Origin of the sequence: Halobaculum sp. MBLA0147, assembly GCF_041361345.1 — an archaeon.
Classification (GTDB): Archaea; Halobacteriota; Halobacteria; order Halobacteriales; family Haloferacaceae; genus JAHENP01.
On sequence record NZ_JBGKAD010000001.1, the window covers coordinates 821,612 to 837,436 of the forward strand.

General features: G+C 70.4%; 15 protein-coding genes. 10 read left to right on the plus strand and 5 right to left on the minus strand.

From position 1 onward, the window contains the following. Positions 1-6 precede the first annotated feature (6 nt). The 3 genes from RYH80_RS03885 to gatB all read left to right on the plus strand — a co-directional run bounded on the left by RYH80_RS03885 (position 7) and on the right by gatB (position 3,275). The gene (locus RYH80_RS03885; RefSeq protein WP_370902546.1) at positions 7-1,260 is read left to right on the plus strand and encodes an NAD-binding protein; all 1,254 of its coding nucleotides are present in this window, start codon (positions 7-9) and stop codon (positions 1,258-1,260) included. Positions 1,261-1,337: 77 nt separating this feature from the next. Next, positions 1,338-1,631 (plus strand): hypothetical protein, encoded by a 294-nt coding sequence (locus RYH80_RS03890; RefSeq protein WP_370902547.1) that lies wholly within the window; start codon positions 1,338-1,340, stop codon positions 1,629-1,631. 126 nt (positions 1,632-1,757) lie between these two features. Next, positions 1,758-3,275: an Asp-tRNA(Asn)/Glu-tRNA(Gln) amidotransferase subunit GatB gene (gatB, locus tag RYH80_RS03895; protein WP_370902548.1), complete on the plus strand. Its 1,518-nt coding sequence runs from the start codon at positions 1,758-1,760 to the stop codon at positions 3,273-3,275. A gap of 69 nt (positions 3,276-3,344) precedes the next feature. Here the strand turns inward: gatB and RYH80_RS03900 are convergent, their stop codons facing one another. Then, positions 3,345-4,892, minus strand: a complete 1,548-nt coding sequence (locus RYH80_RS03900) for an outer membrane protein assembly factor BamB family protein (RefSeq protein WP_370902549.1) — start codon at positions 4,890-4,892, stop codon at positions 3,345-3,347. Positions 4,893-5,002: 110 nt separating this feature from the next. Between RYH80_RS03900 and RYH80_RS03905 the strand changes: the two genes are divergently transcribed. Together RYH80_RS03905 and RYH80_RS03910 are read left to right on the plus strand one after the other, a co-directional pair. Then, a complete protein-coding gene (locus RYH80_RS03905; protein WP_370902550.1) occupies positions 5,003-5,455 on the plus strand; it encodes a CBS domain-containing protein in 453 nt (150 codons plus the stop codon). Between the two features lie 230 nt (positions 5,456-5,685). Beyond that, complete coding sequence (locus tag RYH80_RS03910; protein WP_370904649.1) at positions 5,686-6,672, plus strand: ornithine cyclodeaminase family protein; 987 nt, start codon at positions 5,686-5,688, stop codon at positions 6,670-6,672. Positions 6,673-6,777: 105 nt separating this feature from the next. On the opposite strand, the gene RYH80_RS03915 is transcribed toward RYH80_RS03910, so the two are convergent. Then, on the minus strand, positions 6,778-7,299 hold the full coding sequence (locus tag RYH80_RS03915) for a DUF5817 domain-containing protein (protein ID WP_370902551.1): 522 nt from the start codon (positions 7,297-7,299) through the stop codon (positions 6,778-6,780). 167 nt (positions 7,300-7,466) lie between these two features. Between RYH80_RS03915 and RYH80_RS03920 the strand changes: the two genes are divergently transcribed. The 5 genes from RYH80_RS03920 (at position 7,467) to RYH80_RS03940 (ending at position 11,943) form a co-directional block, all read left to right on the plus strand. Beyond that, positions 7,467-8,399, plus strand: coding sequence for a complex I NDUFA9 subunit family protein (locus tag RYH80_RS03920; RefSeq protein ID WP_370902552.1), 933 nt, complete (start codon positions 7,467-7,469; stop codon positions 8,397-8,399). Positions 8,400-8,748: 349 nt separating this feature from the next. Then, positions 8,749-9,939, plus strand: a complete 1,191-nt coding sequence (locus RYH80_RS03925) for a tubulin/FtsZ family protein (protein ID WP_370902553.1) — start codon at positions 8,749-8,751, stop codon at positions 9,937-9,939. Beyond that, positions 9,908-10,702: a hypothetical protein gene (locus RYH80_RS03930; RefSeq protein WP_370902554.1), complete on the plus strand. Its 795-nt coding sequence runs from the start codon at positions 9,908-9,910 to the stop codon at positions 10,700-10,702. Before RYH80_RS03925 ends, RYH80_RS03930 begins: the two co-directional genes overlap by 32 nt. A gap of 1 nt (position 10,703) precedes the next feature. Next, positions 10,704-11,384 carry a CofC family guanylyltransferase gene (locus RYH80_RS03935; RefSeq protein WP_370902555.1) on the plus strand — a complete coding sequence of 227 codons (681 nt, stop codon included), beginning with the start codon at positions 10,704-10,706 and terminating at the stop codon, positions 11,382-11,384. A 79-nt stretch (positions 11,385-11,463) separates the two neighbouring features. After that, positions 11,464-11,943, plus strand: coding sequence for an SRPBCC family protein (locus RYH80_RS03940; protein ID WP_370902556.1), 480 nt, complete (start codon positions 11,464-11,466; stop codon positions 11,941-11,943). A 27-nt stretch (positions 11,944-11,970) separates the two neighbouring features. Here the strand turns inward: RYH80_RS03940 and RYH80_RS03945 are convergent, their stop codons facing one another. From RYH80_RS03945 to RYH80_RS03955, 3 genes are all read right to left on the minus strand, one after another. Then, positions 11,971-13,965: an ATP-binding response regulator gene (locus tag RYH80_RS03945; RefSeq protein WP_370902557.1), complete on the minus strand. Its 1,995-nt coding sequence runs from the start codon at positions 13,963-13,965 to the stop codon at positions 11,971-11,973. A gap of 167 nt (positions 13,966-14,132) precedes the next feature. After that, positions 14,133-15,101, minus strand: coding sequence for a DMT family transporter (locus RYH80_RS03950; RefSeq protein WP_370902558.1), 969 nt, complete (start codon positions 15,099-15,101; stop codon positions 14,133-14,135). Positions 15,102-15,191: 90 nt separating this feature from the next. Next, entirely contained in the window at positions 15,192-15,788 is a 597-nt protein-coding gene (locus RYH80_RS03955; protein WP_370902559.1) for an FAD-dependent oxidoreductase, read from the minus strand. Positions 15,789-15,825: the final 37 nt, after the last annotated feature.

Consider the following 15,825-nt stretch of genomic DNA (forward strand, 5'->3'; position numbering starts at 1 on the left):
GCCGACGTGTCGTCTGTCGATCCCTCGCGGGTGCCGGGACTCGGACGCGTGGCGGGTGTCCGCGTCGCCGTGCTCGCGACGACCGTCGTCGCCGTCCTCTCGGTGGTGACCGGCGTCGCGAACATCGTCACCCCGCCGCGATTGATCGGGCCGCTGGTGCCGGTCGTCCCCGACACCGTCCGGTCGGCCGCGGGGTTCACCGGCACACTCACCGGGTTCGCGCTGTTCGTGGCGGCGACCGGGATGCGACGGGGCCTGCGAGCGGGCTGGTACGCGTCGGTGGCGTTGCTCCCGATCACGCTGGCGCAGGGGGTGATCCAGACCTCGCAGCTGTCGGTGCCGCTCGTCGTCGCCTCGCTGGTGGCGTTGCCGAGCGTGGCGTACTCGCGCGAGCGGTTCGACAGGCCGCTGTCGCTGTCGACGAGTCAACTCGCCGGGGCGACGGCGATCGCGGCGGTGCAGTTGTACGGGACGGCGGGGGCGTTCGCGCTGCGCGAGCAGTTCTCGAACGTCGAGACGGTGCTCGACGCGTTCTACTTCACGCTCGTGACGGCGAGTACGGTCGGCTACGGCGACGTGACGGCGGGCAGCCAGACGGCGCGGCTGTTCACGATGAGTCTGGTCGTGCTCGGGACGGCGAGTTTCGGGATCGCCATCGGGGTGTTGATCACCCCGGCGATCGAGGCGCGGTTCTCGGAGGTGCTCGGACGTGTGACACAGGCAGACTTGGAACTGCTCGAGGACCACGTGATCGTCCTCGGCTACGGCGACCTGACGGAACCGATCCTCAACGAGTTGAGCGAACTGTCCGCGGAGTTCGTCGTCGTCACCCCCGACGAGGCGCAGTCGAACCGACTCGCCGGACGCGAGTTCCTCACGCTCGTCGGCGACCCGAGCGACGAGGAGACGCTCGACCGGGTGGGGCTCGACCGCGCCACGGCCGTGGTGGCGGCGACGAACAACGACGCCGAGGACGCGTTGGCGGTGTTGACCGCACGGCACGTGGCCCCGTCGGTGCGGATCGTCGCCGCCGCGACGGATCGCGAGAACGTGAACAAGCTCCGTCGGGCGGGCGCCGACACCGTGATCTCGCCCGCGAGCATCGGCGGCCACCTGTTGGTGCAGTCCGCGCTGGGTGCCGAGGGGATGGAGGACGTGGCCGCGCAGGTGATCGGTACGGATCGCAGTGATACCGATTCGCCACCACGAGAGTCGGAGTCTGTCGAACACACGACCGGCGGCAGAGACGACGGGGAGTGACTCGGACACCGGAGGGGCCATCGGCGCCTCCCGGCACTCGGGGCAACACACTTGTCCGTGAGGTCCGGTGAACGTACGTGACGACGACGATTCCAGTCACTGGCCCGGACGACGACAGACCCCGCCGAACCGAGCGCCACCACGAGCCGACGACGCGTGTCGACTCAATACGGTCGGCCGGTCGAGAGCGGGACGAACCAGTCACACTCGACGTCCCGTTCGTCGCTCTCGGTGACGGCGAGTCGCCGCTGTACGACATCGGACGAGTGGTGTACTACGGGGTGAAGGCACTCGATGCTGCGCGCGAGGTCGGGGAGTACGCAGGCGAGGTTCTGAGGGCAATTCGTCGGCTCTGGCAGTGGGTGCGGTGACCCCTCGGCGCGGAGGCGCCGCGACGGCGTCGTCACGTCGTCGGCTCCGAGCGGAGATCGACCGCGAACTGCCTCACGAGTGGAGTCCCGTCACCCTTTAGCCACCGCCAGCCGAACCGGACGCCAATGGCACGAGCAGCAGAGCGAGCCGATCTCGAACCCGTGATCGGGCTGGAGGTCCACGTCCAGCTCGACACGGACACGAAGGTCTTCTGTGGCTGTTCCACCGACCCGGAGCCGGACGAGGACCCCAACACGCGGACCTGTCCCGTCTGTCTCGGCCTCCCCGGGGCACTCCCGGTGTTGAACGAGGCGGCCGTCGAGGCCGGCGTGAAGGTGGGGAAGGCGCTCGACGCCGAGATCCCCGAGGAGACGCAGTTCCACCGGAAGAACTACTACTACCCCGACCTCCCGAAGAACTTCCAGATCACCCAGTACGACGCGCCGCTGTGTGCCGACGGGGAACTGGAGTTCTCCCACGAGGGCGAGCGCCGCAGCGTCCGCATCCGCCGGGCGCACCTCGAAGAGGACCCCGGCTCGATCCGTCACGCCCGCGAGGGGCCGGCGGACCTGGAGGCACGGACCACCTCCGTCGACCGCGCGGACTACACGCTGATCGACTACAACCGCGCCGGCACGCCGCTGATGGAGATCGTCACGGAGCCCGACTTCCGCGAGCCCGCCGCAGTCCGCGGGTTCTTGGAGAAGCTGGAGGAGGTGCTGGAGTACCTCGGGATCTTCGACGCCGGCAGCGACGGGAGTCTGCGCGTCGACGCCAACCTCTCGATGGTGGAGGCCGACCGGATCGCCGACGACGGCTCGATCCCGGAGTCGGTGCTGGACGACGCCAACCGCACGGAGGTGAAGAACATCTCCAGTCACCGTGGGGCGGAGACGGCGTTGAGCTACGAGGCGAGCCGCCAACGCGACCAGATCGACGCCGGGCGCGAGGTCCAACAGGAGACGCGCCACTTCAACGAGACCCACGGGAACACGGTGTCGATGCGCGCGAAGGAGGAGGAGAAGGACTACCGCTACTTCCCGGAGGCGGACCTCCCGCCGCTGCGCGTCGCCCACTGGAAGGCGGAGATCGAGATCCCGGAACTGCCGGACGCCCGCCGCGAGCGGTTCCGGACGGAGTACGACCTGGGCGCCGAGACCGCCTCGAAGCTCACCTCGCGGAAGGCGGTCGCGGATTTCTACGAAGAGGTGGCGGCGGCGTTCGACCCCGAGCTCGCGGCGACGTGGGTCGCCGACAACCTGCTCGGCGAGCTCAACTACCGCGACGAGTCGATCGACGCGGTCACCGACCGGCTCGACGAGTTCGAGCGGCTGATCGAACTCGTCGCGACCGGCGAGGTGACGACGAAGAACGCCGAGGAGACCGTCCTGCGGGCGATGCTCGACGAGGGGCTGGACCCGGACACGGTCGTCGAGCGCGAGGGGCTCGGGAAGGCCGGCGACGACGAGGTCGCCGACGCCGTCGCGACGGCGGTCGCGGAGAACCCGGACGCGGTCGAAGACTACCACGCCGGCGAGGACGGCGCCTTGAACTTCCTCGTCGGCCAGGTGATGGCCGAGACGGGCGGCTCGGCGGACCCCGGAACCGTGAACGAACTGCTGCGCGAGGAACTGGCAGAGTAAGCGGGCGGTCGCGCACACCTCCGCGATCCGTTCTCGTCGGTCGGTGACGTGTCGTCTCCACGCTCGAAGTCACCCACCACGCCGGAGGGCGACAACCCGGGTCTCGCCGACTGTCACGACGACGGTCTCGGGGCCGACGGCGGGTCGCGAGGTCGGCGCGACGGTCGTGTACCGCCAGCGCCGCTCTCCGCGCGGACCGAACGACGCGAGCCGTCGGCCCTCGGATCGCGGTCCCACCAACAGCCCGTCCGTCGCCGGGAGGGTCGTCGTCTCCGGTCGGACGGAGCGCCGGGCGAGGACGCGACCACTGGACGGCTCGCGGAACCGTGCAGTCCCGTCGGCGACGGTCACGACGCAGGTGGGCGTCGCGACCAGCGACCCGTCCGTCGCTGGACCCGACCGACGCCACCGGACGGTCCCGTCACTCGTCAGCCCGTAGAGCGTTCCCGATCCCCCGAGAACCACCGCGACCGATCCGGAGTCGGCGACCGACGCCGTCGAGACCGCACGGGAGAGGCCCGACGACCCGTCGTCGCCGGGCGACGGATCGAACGTCCACCGGAGACGCCCGTCGCGCACGTCGACCGCCGCGACACCGGACCGAGGCACCGACGCGAGTCGTCCGGCAGTCGCCGAGTACGGCGTGCGGTCACCTCCCGTCGTCTCGTCGTCGGCCGGTGTTCCGTCGTCCGGTGTCGGGGTTGGCGAGACCACCGATTCGTCGGGGGTACGGACGAGGACCGCACCGTCGACGGTGACGGGGTCCGGACGAGCGACGGGGGCGACCGGGCGCCGCCAGCGTCGGTCGCCGGTCGTCCGGTCGAACGCGTGGAGCCAGCCGTAGCTGTCGTGGAGGACCGTCTGCCCGGTGACGGCGACGGTGCCGTCGCCGACCGGAACGCGCCAGCGGCGGCGCCCGTCGGGGTCGTAGGCGGTGAGCCGTTCCCGCGGAGCGGTCGTCGGGAAGTCGTCGGCCGTCGCGACGTACACCCAACCCGTGGTCGTGGTCGTCGGGCGGAGCCACTTCCCGTACGGGTCACTCGTCCAGAGCCTGTTCCCCGTCGCGGAGAGCCGCGACACCCGCTGCCCGCGGCCGGCGAACCCGGTCGAGAACCCCGTCACGATCCGGAGGTCCGACTCCGCGTACGCCGGTCGTGCGGTCACGGGCCTGTCCGTGCCGAACCGCCACCGGGGCGTCCCGTCCGGGTCGAACTCGTAGACGGCGCCGTACGACCCGTCGTCGGTCGGCGGCGTCGGTGTCCCACCCGCCGCCGGGCCGGGAGAGACGGACACCGCCACCGCGACTCTGCCGTCGGGGGCGACGGCCGGACGATAGACGTGCGACTCCGGGAGGGCAACCGCCCACGCTACACGTGGGTCGTCGACGGACAGCCGTCGAACGTCGTCGACGGTCAGTGTGTCGGCCGGTGAGTCGGTCTCGGTGTCCGTGTCCGTGTCGGTCGGCGTGTCGCGCGCCGTGACTCGGTCGGACGCGGACGGTGACGCGGACGGCAGCGACGTGTCGGTCGCGGTGTCTGTGGTCTCCCTCCCACCACAGCCGGCGAGGAGGACACCGAGTCCCGCGACGACGCGGCGACGGGAGAGCTCTCGGGGCACGTGTCGTCTGCGCCCGAGCGTCGTAACAAGCTTTGTGTCGTCGAGCGCTCGGCGCAACCGGCCCGTCCTCCGCCGGAAGACCGAGGTGGCTCGAGGACCAACGTCGACCGATGCAGGTCCGCGAACTCGCGACGGAGTCGGTGGTCACGTGCGACGTGGACGACTCGCTGGCGACCGCCGGACGGCAGATGTTGGAGGAGCACGTCGGCAGTGTCGTCGTCACACGCGACGGCGATCCGGCGGGGATCCTCACGGAGACGGACGCGCTCCGTGCCGGCGTGGCGACCGACCGACCGTTCGACGACGTAGCGGTCCACGAAGTCGCCTCCTCGCCGCTGGAGACCGTCACACCGACGGCGACCGTCCGAGAGGCGGTCCGGCAGATGCAACGGCACGACGTGAAACACCTCCCCGTCGTCGAACAGTTGGAACTGCGCGGGATCGTGACGATGAGCGACGTGGTGTTCGCGTACACCGACATCGTCCGCGAGGCACGCGACGCCGACAGTCGCCGCGACCGATGGGAGACGGACGCGGACCGCTGGCAGTTCGACGACGACTGAGCGGTGCGGCGACGAGTCTCGGGACGACGGCCGTCTCACGGCGGTGGGTCTCGGGACGACGGCCGTCTCACGGCGGCGAGACGAAGGACACTGCCGACGCCGACACGGCTTACTCGGGGGCGGTCGAACTCGCGGCCGTGACAGACGGAGCCGACACGACGGACGACTCGACGACCGAGGGGAGCACGACCGACGAGACACAGACGGACGAGACCCCGACGGGAGAGACACTGTTCCTCGGGAGCGACGAGGTCGACGACCTCGCGGAACCGGCCGACTACGTCGCGGCGGTACGAGACGGCTACCGGCAGGTCGGCGAGGGAGCGCCGGCGGAACCGCGGACGGCGCTGTTCGGCGAGGACCCGCCGGGGATGTTGACTTCCTACAGCGCGATCCTCCCGGAGACGGGCGGGATGGGTGGGTACACCTACACCGCCGGCTTCGGCGCGTCGGACGCCTGGTTCCTGACGCCGCTGTTCGACGCAGAGAGCGGCGAACCGCTCGCGATCCTCGACGGCGCGTCGACGAACCCGTACAAGACCGGCGCGGCGGGTGCCGTGGCGGTCGACGAACTCGCCCGCGCGGACGCCGATACGGTCGCCGTGATCGGCTCCGGCCCGCAGGCGCGGGGGCAACTCGCGACGACCGCGACGGTCCGTGAGTTCGAGACCGGTCGCGTCTACTCCCCGACGCGCGAGCACCGCGAGGCGTACGCCGCAGAGATGTCCGACCGGACGGGGATCGACGTGACCGCAGTTGGATCGGCCGCGGCGGCCGTCGACGGCGCGGACGTGGTGATCACGGCGACGACCGCCGACGAGCCGGTCGTGGCGAGCGAGGATCTCGATCCGGGGACACACGTCACCGCGATGGGGCAGTACCACCCGGGGAAGCGCGAACTCGACACCGAGACGATCCGGCGCGCGACGTACGTGCCGGACCTGCGAGCGCGGGCGACGCAGGACGCCGGCTCGTTCCTCGCGGCAGTGGAGGCCGGCGTCGTCTCCGAGGATCACGTCCACGCCGAGTTGGGCGAGGTGGTCGCCGGCGAACGCCCCGGCCGGACGAGTCCCGACGAACTCACCGTCTTCGACTCCGGGGGCACCGGGATCGAGACGGTCGCCGCGGCGACGATGCTGTACGAGCGGGCCGTCGCTCGCGACCGTGGGACCCCGCTGTCTGTCTCCCCCGCCAGCGAGGCGCTCACCGGGCGGTGAGGGGATCGGGCACGGGAGACGCGACTCCCCAGCTCACAACGGTCACGACTCCCCCGTTCACAGCAGTCGCAACTCGCCCGTTCACAACGGTCGCAACTCGCCCGTTCACAACAGTCGCAACTCGCCGCCCGCCTCCGTCGCCTCGCCGCGTCTGAGTAGTCGCTCCAGCAAGTTGCGTGCGGCGTCCTCGGGGACGCCACGCGCCGTCGCGTACGCCGTCGCCGCGCTGCGGTCCGACGACTCCCGGATCGCCTCGCGGACGATCTCGTCGCGGGACTGCGACCCGCCGCTCGACACGTCGCCCGCCTCCGCGACGGCGTCCGGGTCGAGTCCCGACCGGTCGAGGTACTCGCGCTCGGAGACGCCGGTCTCGCCGTCTTCGACGGCCCGCTCTAACTCGCCGGCGTCGGGCACCGCCGCGAAGCTGTCGCTCTCGCCGCGTTTGTCGGCCAACAGCGCGGCGCGGGCCTCGACGGCCGCGGCGCGATCCGCGCTCGTGTGGAACCGGTTGAGCTTCGCCGTCTGGTGTGTCCGCCCACAGCCGGGACACGTCGCCGAGTCCTGCTCGTCCGGGTCCGTCACCAGCCAGTACTCGCCACACGACGTGCAGCCGACGACCGCGTACATACCCCGACCTGGGTCGTGATCCGGTTTGAACCCTTCCACCACGGTGGAGAGTAGCTCGTCGACTCGACGGACGACACCGGGGAACGGCGGTGAGTGTCTCACCGGCTCGACGGACGCCACCACGACGTGTCCGTACATTTAGGTTCGCCGCTCCACTGCGCGCCAGTATGGACGTACTCGTAGCCGGCGGTAGTGGGTTCCTCGGATCGTACCTGTGTGCGGAGTTGGCCGACCGTGGCCACGACGTGACGGCGGCCTCGCGGTCGCCGGACGCCGCCGAGTTGCCGGCGGACGTGTCGACGACACGACTGGACGTGACAGACGCGGCCGACGCCGACGAGGTGGTCCCCGGTCACGACGCCGTGGTCAACCTGGTCGCGCTGTCGCCACTGTTCAAACCGGACGGCGGCGACCGGATGCACGACCGCGTCCACCGCGGCGGCACCGAACACCTGCTGGACGCTGCGGAGGACGCGGGTGTCGAGCGATTCGTCCAGTTGTCGGCGCTGGGTGCCGATCCGGACGGCGACACGGCGTACATCCGGGCGAAGGGCGAGGCGGAGGAACTCGTCTCTGCGGCCGACGTGGAGGGTGTGATCTACCGCCCCTCGGTCGTCTTCGGGGACGGCGGCGAGTTCGTCGGCTTCACGAAGAAGCTCAAGGGCTGGTTCGCGCCGGGCGTCCCGCTGTACCCGCTGCCCGGCGGCGGGAAGACGCGGTTCCAGCCGATCTGGGTCGCGGATCTGGTGCCGATGATCGCCGACGGCGTCGATGACGACGACCGCGCGGGCGAGACGTACGAGCTCGGCGGACCGGAGGTACTGACGCTGCGAGAGGTGACCGAGAAGGTGTACGACGCGGAGGGTCGCTCCGTCGGGATCGTCCCGCTCCCGATGGGGCTGGCGAAGGTCGGCCTCGGCGTGATGGGTGCGGTCGGCGGCCCGATGGGGACGGACCAGTACCGATCGCTGCAGTTCGACAACACGACCGCCCGCAACGACGTCGGCGCCTTCGGTGTCTCGGAGGCGGACCTCACGACGCTCGACGAGTACCTCGCCGGGAGCGCGACGAGCGGTGCCGGTGGTCGCGCCACTGCCTGATCGAAGCGGAACCGTCTCGCACGAGACGTGACGGCCGTACGACCTCGCGCCAGTCGGCTCCGGTTCGCCGATCTGAACTGTACACTCACGGCGAGTGGATCGACCACCGAGAGCGCGTGCCAGCGTCGGGACGACCGATCGTCGGACGCACGGCACACAAGAGATATAAAACACGCGGGACCGAGCGGTGTGTGACCGACGGACACCGTCCGTCCGAGCGAACCGGCACCGCGGCCACGTCTGGCGGTTCGGGGGGTCCGGGACGAACCGACGATTATCAGGTCTTGCGTCGGCAACACAACCCTTTTATCTGTGGTCCGACTGGTTCCCCACCAATGGCGGGAGACGCATGAAACTGGCACTGATCGGGTTCGGACAGGCTGGGGGGAAGATCGTCGACAAGTTCGTCGAGTACGATCAACGCAACGGGACAGACATCGTCCGGGCCGCCGTCGCCGTCAACACGGCGAAGGCCGACCTGATGGGGCTGGAGCACATCCCGGAGAACAACCGGGTACTCATCGGTCAGTCTCGCGTGAAGGGACACGGCGTGGGGGCCGACAACGAGCTCGGCGCGGAGATCGCCGAGGAAGACATCGACGAGGTACAGGGCGCGATCGACTCGATCCCCGTCCACGAGGTGGACGCCTTCCTCGTCGCCGCGGGGCTCGGTGGTGGGACCGGGTCCGGCGGCTCGCCGGTGTTGGCGAAACACCTCAAGCGAATCTACACGGAGCCGGTGTACGGGCTGGGCATCCTGCCCGGCTCCGACGAGGGCGGGATCTACACGCTCAACGCCGCGCGGTCGTTCCAGACGTTCGTCCGCGAGGTGGACAACCTCCTCGTGTTCGACAACGACGCCTGGCGGAAGACTGGGGAGTCCGTCTCGTCGGGGTACGAGGAGATCAACGAGGAGATCGTCAAGCGGTTCGGTATCCTCTTCGGCGCCGGCGAGATCGAGGAGGGTGGGGAGATCGCGGAGAGTGTCGTCGACAGCTCCGAGATCATCAACACCCTCGACGGCGGCGGCGTCTCGACGGTCGGGTACGCCCGCGAGGAGGTCGAGGAGGCCGGCGGCGGCGGTGGTGGCGGGGGACTCCTCTCCCGGATCACCGGCGACGACGGCGAGGACGAGCTCGACACCGCCCACACGACCAACCGGATCACCTCGCTGGTCCGGAAGGCGGCGCTGGGGCGGCTGACCCTGCCGTGTGAGATCGACGGCGCCGAGCGGGCGCTGCTCGTGATGGCGGGGCCGCCGGCCCACCTCAACCGGAAGGGGATCGAGCGCGGGCGGAAGTGGCTCGAAGAGCAGACGGGCTCGATGGAGGTCCGTGGTGGCGACTATCCCGTCAAGGGGTCCGGCTTCGTCGCCAGCGTGATCCTGCTGTCCGGGGTCACCAACGTGCCGCGCATCAAGGAGTTGCAACAGGTTGCCATCGAGGCGCAGGACAACATCGACGAGATTCGCGAGGAGAGCGAAGACAACCTCAACGACCTGATACAGGATGACGACGACGAGTTGGAATCACTCTTCTAGACTGCTCGCCGTGGCCGCAGTGGTGGCACTGTTGGCCGCCGCGGTCGCGCCGGCCACTGCCGTCTCCGTCGCGGAGACGGACGCGCCGGACAGCGCCGCGGTCGGCGAGGAGGTGTCGCTCACGATCACACTGACGGAACTGTACCGAGAGCCGTCGCTCGAACAGTGGGAGCTGTCCGGGGCGACGGAGCTGACCAACCCGACGTGGACGGTCGTCCTGTACGACCAGACCGGTGCGAAGGTCGGACAGGAGTCGTTCGGCGGGCAGACGTTCGCGGGCGTGAGCGTCGTGGCCGACGACGGTGTGAGCGAGGTCGAGGTGCAACTCACCGGGTCGGTCCCGGAGGTCGCCGAGTACACCTACGACCCCCACCAGACGTTCGAGGCGGCGACGCTCGAACAGGTGCCCCCGGGTGGTGGGGCCAACGAGTTGACCAGCGTCGCGACCGAGCACTTCACCGAGGAGAGCCAGTCCGCTCGCGAGGCGCTCGACGCTGCGAGCTCCGAGATCGAGGCCGCCGGGAACCCCTCGGAGGCGACGGAGACGTTCGGGCTCGCCGTGAGTGCCTACGAGAGTGAGAACTTCGACAACGCCCAGAAACTCGCCGACGAGGCGAAGGGGCAGGCACAGCAGGCCCAGAACACGGCGAACCGCAACCGGCTCATCCTGATGGGTGCCGGCGCGTTACTCGTGTTGGGGATCGCCGCCGGCGGCGTCTTCTACTGGCGCTCCCAGCAGGACAGCACCGACCGCCTCGGGTGAGATGCGCGTCCTCGTGCCGTTCGCGGCCGGACGGCCGAAGACGCGACTCGCGGACGTTCTGGACCGCGACGAACGACGAGCGTTCGCCGAGGCGATGCTGTCTGACGTGCTCGCCGCGGTCCGTGCCGCCGGCCACACGCCGGAGTTGCTCACCACGGAGCGACTCGACCGCGACGTGACACAGACCGTCGACGACCGACCGCTGGGGACGGCCGTCGACGCCGTGCTCGCCGAGCGGCAACCGACACGGGAGTCGCCGCTCGGAATCGTGATGGCGGACGTGCCGCTGGCGACGGCCGAGAGCGTCCGCCGTCTGACCGGCGAGCGGCACGCGGGCAACGGCGAGCGCGGCGACGAGGCCACCTCGGAGTCCACCCCGAGAGCAGACCTGGTGTTCGCGCCAGGACTCGGTGGGGGAACGAACGCGATGGTCGTCGCGCACCCGGGGTTCCGGACGGACTACCACGGCGCGTCGATCCGCGACCACCGGCGTGTCGCAGCGCGGTTGGACGCACGGGTGCGCGAGGTGGACTCGCGGCGGCTGGCGACGGACGTGGACGACCCGGCGGACCTCGCCGAGGTGTTGCTCCACGCCGACGGCGCCGCACACGACTGGCTGGTCGACGCCGGGTTCACCGTGCGCACCGGCGACGGGCGGGTCGGCGTCGAGCGGACGGGGTAGTCGGGGCGACGATCGAGTCACTCCGGCGTCGCCCACTGCGGAAGGCGTCGCTTATTCCGATCCGGCCCCCAGACGGTGTATGGCCGTCTACCGGAAGGAGACGCGGATCGACGCGCCGCTGGACGAGGTGTGGGACTTCCACTCGGAGATCCGTGGGTTGGAGGCACTGACGCCGGGCTTCCTCGGACTCGCAGTCGAGCGGGTCACCGGCCCCGACGGGACGGTCGACCCGGCGGTGTTGGAGACCGGGTCGCGGATCGAGATGGCACTGCGGCCGCTCGGTGTCGGGCCGCGCCAGCCGTGGGTGGCCGAGATCGTCGAGCGCGAACGCGACGGCGACGAGGCACACTTCGTCGACACGATGGCGGAGGGCCCGCTCCCCGAGTGGCGACACACCCACTCGTTCCGGGCGGACGGCGACGGGACGGTGCTGTTGGACGAGGTGAACTACCGCCTCCCCGGCGGGTCGGTCGGCGACGTGCTCGGCCCGTTCGGGGCCGTCGGCTTCGAGCCGATGTTCCGGTACCGCCACTGGAAGACGAAGCAGCTGCTGGAGTAGTCGGGGCCGGACGAACGAGCGGGGGCGCTACTCCGCGGCGTCGCCGCCGAAGGGGTCCGACTCGTCGGTATCCTCGTCCGAGGCGGTTGCGTCGCTACCCGACGACTCCGACTCGTCGGTGTCTCCGTCCGAGGTGGCTGCGTCGCTACCCGACGACTCCGACTCGTCGATGTCTCCGTCCGAGGTGGCTGCGTCGCCGCCGAACAGTTGCTCGCTCGCCCCGTCTCCGTCGGACGTGTCCGCCACCGAATCGGCACTGTCGAACACGTCCTCGTGGGTACCGGTGTCGAACTCGAAGCGGGCGCCCCCCGCCTCGCTGTCCGTCGCGGTGACCGACCAGCCGTGTGCCTCGGCGACCGTCGAGACGATGGCGAGCCCCAGTCCGGAACCGTCCGACTCCGTGGTCGTCCCCCACTCGAAGAGGTCGTCTTCGTCGACCGTCGGGAGCCCCGGTCCGTCGTCGGCGACGTAGAACCCGCCGTCCGCGAGCGGCCCGACCTCGACCGTCGTGTCGCTCCCACCGTGTTCGACCGCGTTCCGAAAGAGATTCTCGAAGACGGATGCGAGTCGTCCCTCGTCGGCCGGGACGACCGTGACCCCCCCGATCGACAACTCGGCGTCGCGCGTGTTCACGCGGCTCCACGCCTCGCGTGCGACCGCCTCCAACTCCACCGGCTCCACGTCGCCGATGTCGCTGCCGTCGCGGGCCAGCGTGAGCACGTCCTCGATGAGCTGTTCCATCCGATCCAAGGCGTCGGCCACCTTCTCGAACCCCTGCTCGTGGCCGTCTGCGGCGAGGTCGAGCCACCCGTCCGCGACCGCCAGTGGGTTCCGGAGGTCGTGGCTGACGACACTGGCGAACTGTTCGAGGCGCTCGTTCTGGCGCCGCAACTCGCGTTGTTGCCGCCGGCGCTCGACGGCCCGCGTGACGAGTTCCGTCACCGTCTCGATCAGGTCCACCTCCTCGTCCGACCAGACGCGACTCTCCGGGTCGTCGAACACCGTGACGCCGATCAGTCGGAACTCCGAGGAGAGCATCGGCGCGACGACGCCCGAGCGGCCCGGCGGGCCGACCGTCCCCTCCGCGCTCGGGTGACAGCCCGGGTCGCCGTACTGGACCGTCTCGAACCGAGCGACGCGGTCGAGCCACTCGGCGTGTGTCTCCGCCGGGTCCAGCGTCTCCGGCAGCGGCCCCGGCGGTGGCATCACTCTCACGTCGCCGTCCGCTCTGCCGTCGGTCGTGTCGTCCGTCGCGTCGCCGTCGGTCGTGTCGTCGTCCGTCGTGTCGTCGTTCGTCGTGTCGTCGTCCGTCCACTCCGCCGACCCGTCTACGGAGGGCCCGTCCGTCTCGGAGTCCGCCTCCGTGTGGGTCCCGCCGTCGGCCGCGCTGGCGGCGTAGGCGTCGGCCGTCCACGTGTGGGTCCGCTCGTAGTCGCCGTCCGTCTCCAAGTACGTCGCCGCCCGTCCGATGTCCATGAACTCCGAGACGGTCTGGAGCGTGAACGACACCTTCGTGTCCAACTCGTCCGGCGTCGCCGACATCAGGTTCGTCGCGGCGTCGAGCGCGATGTCGCGCATCCCCGCTCGGTACTGGAGGTGGTCGTCCGTCGCGCCGTCCGTCGAACGGCGCTTGGCGACGGCGTTGCGGACCCGCTCGGCGAGCAGGCGGATCGTCTCCGGGTCGCCGTCTTTCACCATGTAGTCGGTGACGCCGGCCCGGAAGGCGTCGCGAGCCGTCTCCTCGCCGCCACGGGCGGTGAACAGGACGAACGGCAGCGCGGAGTGGCGCTCGCGGAGCGCCTCCAACAGGTCCAGTCCGTCGCGGCCGGGCATGTCGTAGTCCGAGACCACACAGTCGATCGGCTGGTTCGCCAACACCTCCAGCGCCTCCTCGACACCGGTCGTGGGTGTCACGGACAGCGGCGGGTCGCCGTCGTCGTCCTCCAGCCAGTACTCGACGAGGTCCGCGAACTCGGGCTCGTCGTCGACGTAGAGGACTCGGACCGCGCCCGCCTCGACCATACCGTCTGTGTGGGACGTTCGATCAAAAACACTCCGACTCCCGTAGCGCCCACGAGACCACCCTGTCACCCCGGCCCGTGTCGGTCCCGTCACTCCGAACCCCACGTCCGCCCCGTCACCCCAAACCCCACGTCCGCCCCGTCACCCCAAACCCCACGTCTGCTCCGTCACTCCGACCTCGTGTCGGTCCCGTCACCCCGGCCCGTGTCGGTGTCGCCGGTACGACTCCGGGCGGTGAGCGCGATCCCGGCGAGGACGACACACCCGCCGAGGACGGTCGTCGCCGTCGGCACCTCCGCGAGCAGGACGGCGGCCAACAGCGTCGCCCCGACGGGTTCGCCGACCAAGGAGACGGAGACGACGCGCGACTCCACGTGTGCGAGCGCCCAGTTGACGACGGTGTGTCCGAACAGCCCCGGCCCCACCGCCATCGCGGCGAACAACAGCCACTCCCGGCGAGCGTAGCCGAGCAGTGGGTGTCCGCGGGCGACGACCGCGACGAGCAACACGGCCGCACAGACGGCGTACACCACGACCACGTACGGGATCACGGGGAACCGCTGGCGGAGCGAGCGACCGGCGAGCACGTAGACGGTGTAACACAACGCTCCGACCAACGCCAGCGCGTTGCCGAACAGCGGTCGCGCGCCGCGCAGCGCCGCCCCGGAGAGCGAGCCACCGCCGGCCAACAGCGCCGCCCCGCCGAGCGCGACGAGGATGCCGACCGCGCCGCCGCGGCTCACCCGTTCGTCCAACAGCGCCCACGCCCCGACGGCGACGAACACCGGCTGTGACTGGACGAGCGTGACGCTCGCCGCGACGCTGGTCCAGCGGAGACTCTCGAACCACGAGGCGAAGTGCAGCGCCAGCGCCGCGCCGGAGGCGACCGCGACGAGGAGGTCCCGGCCACGGAGCCGTCGGAACGCCCGCCGGTCCGCGTCGCGCCCGACCGCCAGCGGGAGCAAGACGAGCGTGGTGAACAGCACGCGGTAGAACGCCTTCACCAGACTCGGCGCGCCGCTGTACTCGACGAGGATCGCACTGGTCGAGACCGCCAAGACGGCCACGACGAGCGCCGCAAGCGGCGGGACACGCTCTGCGACGGCCGCGAAGTCGAGGCCCGAGAGTGTCGACACGTCCGCTCGTCGGCGTGCGTGGACTAAACGACGGTGGAACCGGCGGGAGAGACGTTGACCGAGATCGACTGCGGCAGCCGCAGACCCCGGTCAGTCGTCGGTCGCCTCGTCGTCGACCAGACCGGCCATCACGGTCTCGGCGTCGGCGGGTGTGTCGAAGTCGTGGAAGTGCTCACCCTTCTCTTTCGTGAGTACGTTCAGCGCCGCCGCCGCGCCGTCGCCCGCGGAGATGATCGCCTGCCACTCCTCGGCACGGACCATCGCGCCGGTGGCGTACGCGTCCGCCACGGAGGTCTCCATCGTCACGTCTACGTCCACGACACCCTCGTCGGTCGTCGCACAGCCGAGGTCCTCGGCGAGGTCGCGGTTCGCACCCGTGGCGAGGACGACGTAGTCCGCCTCGTGTGTCTCGCCGTCCGCCGAGACCGCGAACCCGTCGTCGGTCTCGCTCACGTCCGTCACCTCGGCGTCGTGGCGCGTGACCCCGACGTCGTCGACCTGGTCGCGGGCGACCTCGAGGAAGGTGCTCCCGTCCATCGAGTTGAGGCCGAGGTAGTTGAACAGGTGCGCCTTGTGCATCCAGGTGCCGTCCGTGTCGAAGACGGTGGTCTCGAGTCCGTTCTTCGCGGTGAACAGTGCCGCCGACAGCCCGGCAGGGCCGCCGCCGACGACGACGACGTGTGTCACACCCGGGACCGACGCGTGGCGACCCGAAAAGCGTGGG

What these genes read in the sequence shown, in the direction of transcription:
- RYH80_RS03935 (WP_370902555.1), top strand. Translation starts at nt 10,704, where the DNA reads ATGCGCGTCCTCGTGCCGTTCGCGGCCGGACGGCCGAAGACGCGACTC.
- RYH80_RS03945 (WP_370902557.1), bottom strand. Translation starts at nt 13,965, where the DNA reads ATGGTCGAGGCGGGCGCGGTCCGAGTCCTCTACGTCGACGACGAGCCC.
- gatB (WP_370902548.1), top strand. Translation starts at nt 1,758, where the DNA reads ATGGCACGAGCAGCAGAGCGAGCCGATCTCGAACCCGTGATCGGGCTG.
- RYH80_RS03920 (WP_370902552.1), top strand. Translation starts at nt 7,467, where the DNA reads ATGGACGTACTCGTAGCCGGCGGTAGTGGGTTCCTCGGATCGTACCTG.
- RYH80_RS03925 (WP_370902553.1), top strand. Translation starts at nt 8,749, where the DNA reads ATGAAACTGGCACTGATCGGGTTCGGACAGGCTGGGGGGAAGATCGTC.
- RYH80_RS03905 (WP_370902550.1), top strand. Translation starts at nt 5,003, where the DNA reads ATGCAGGTCCGCGAACTCGCGACGGAGTCGGTGGTCACGTGCGACGTG.
- RYH80_RS03940 (WP_370902556.1), top strand. Translation starts at nt 11,464, where the DNA reads ATGGCCGTCTACCGGAAGGAGACGCGGATCGACGCGCCGCTGGACGAG.
- RYH80_RS03915 (WP_370902551.1), bottom strand. Translation starts at nt 7,299, where the DNA reads ATGTACGCGGTCGTCGGCTGCACGTCGTGTGGCGAGTACTGGCTGGTG.
- RYH80_RS03930 (WP_370902554.1), top strand. Translation starts at nt 9,908, where the DNA reads ATGACGACGACGAGTTGGAATCACTCTTCTAGACTGCTCGCCGTGGCC.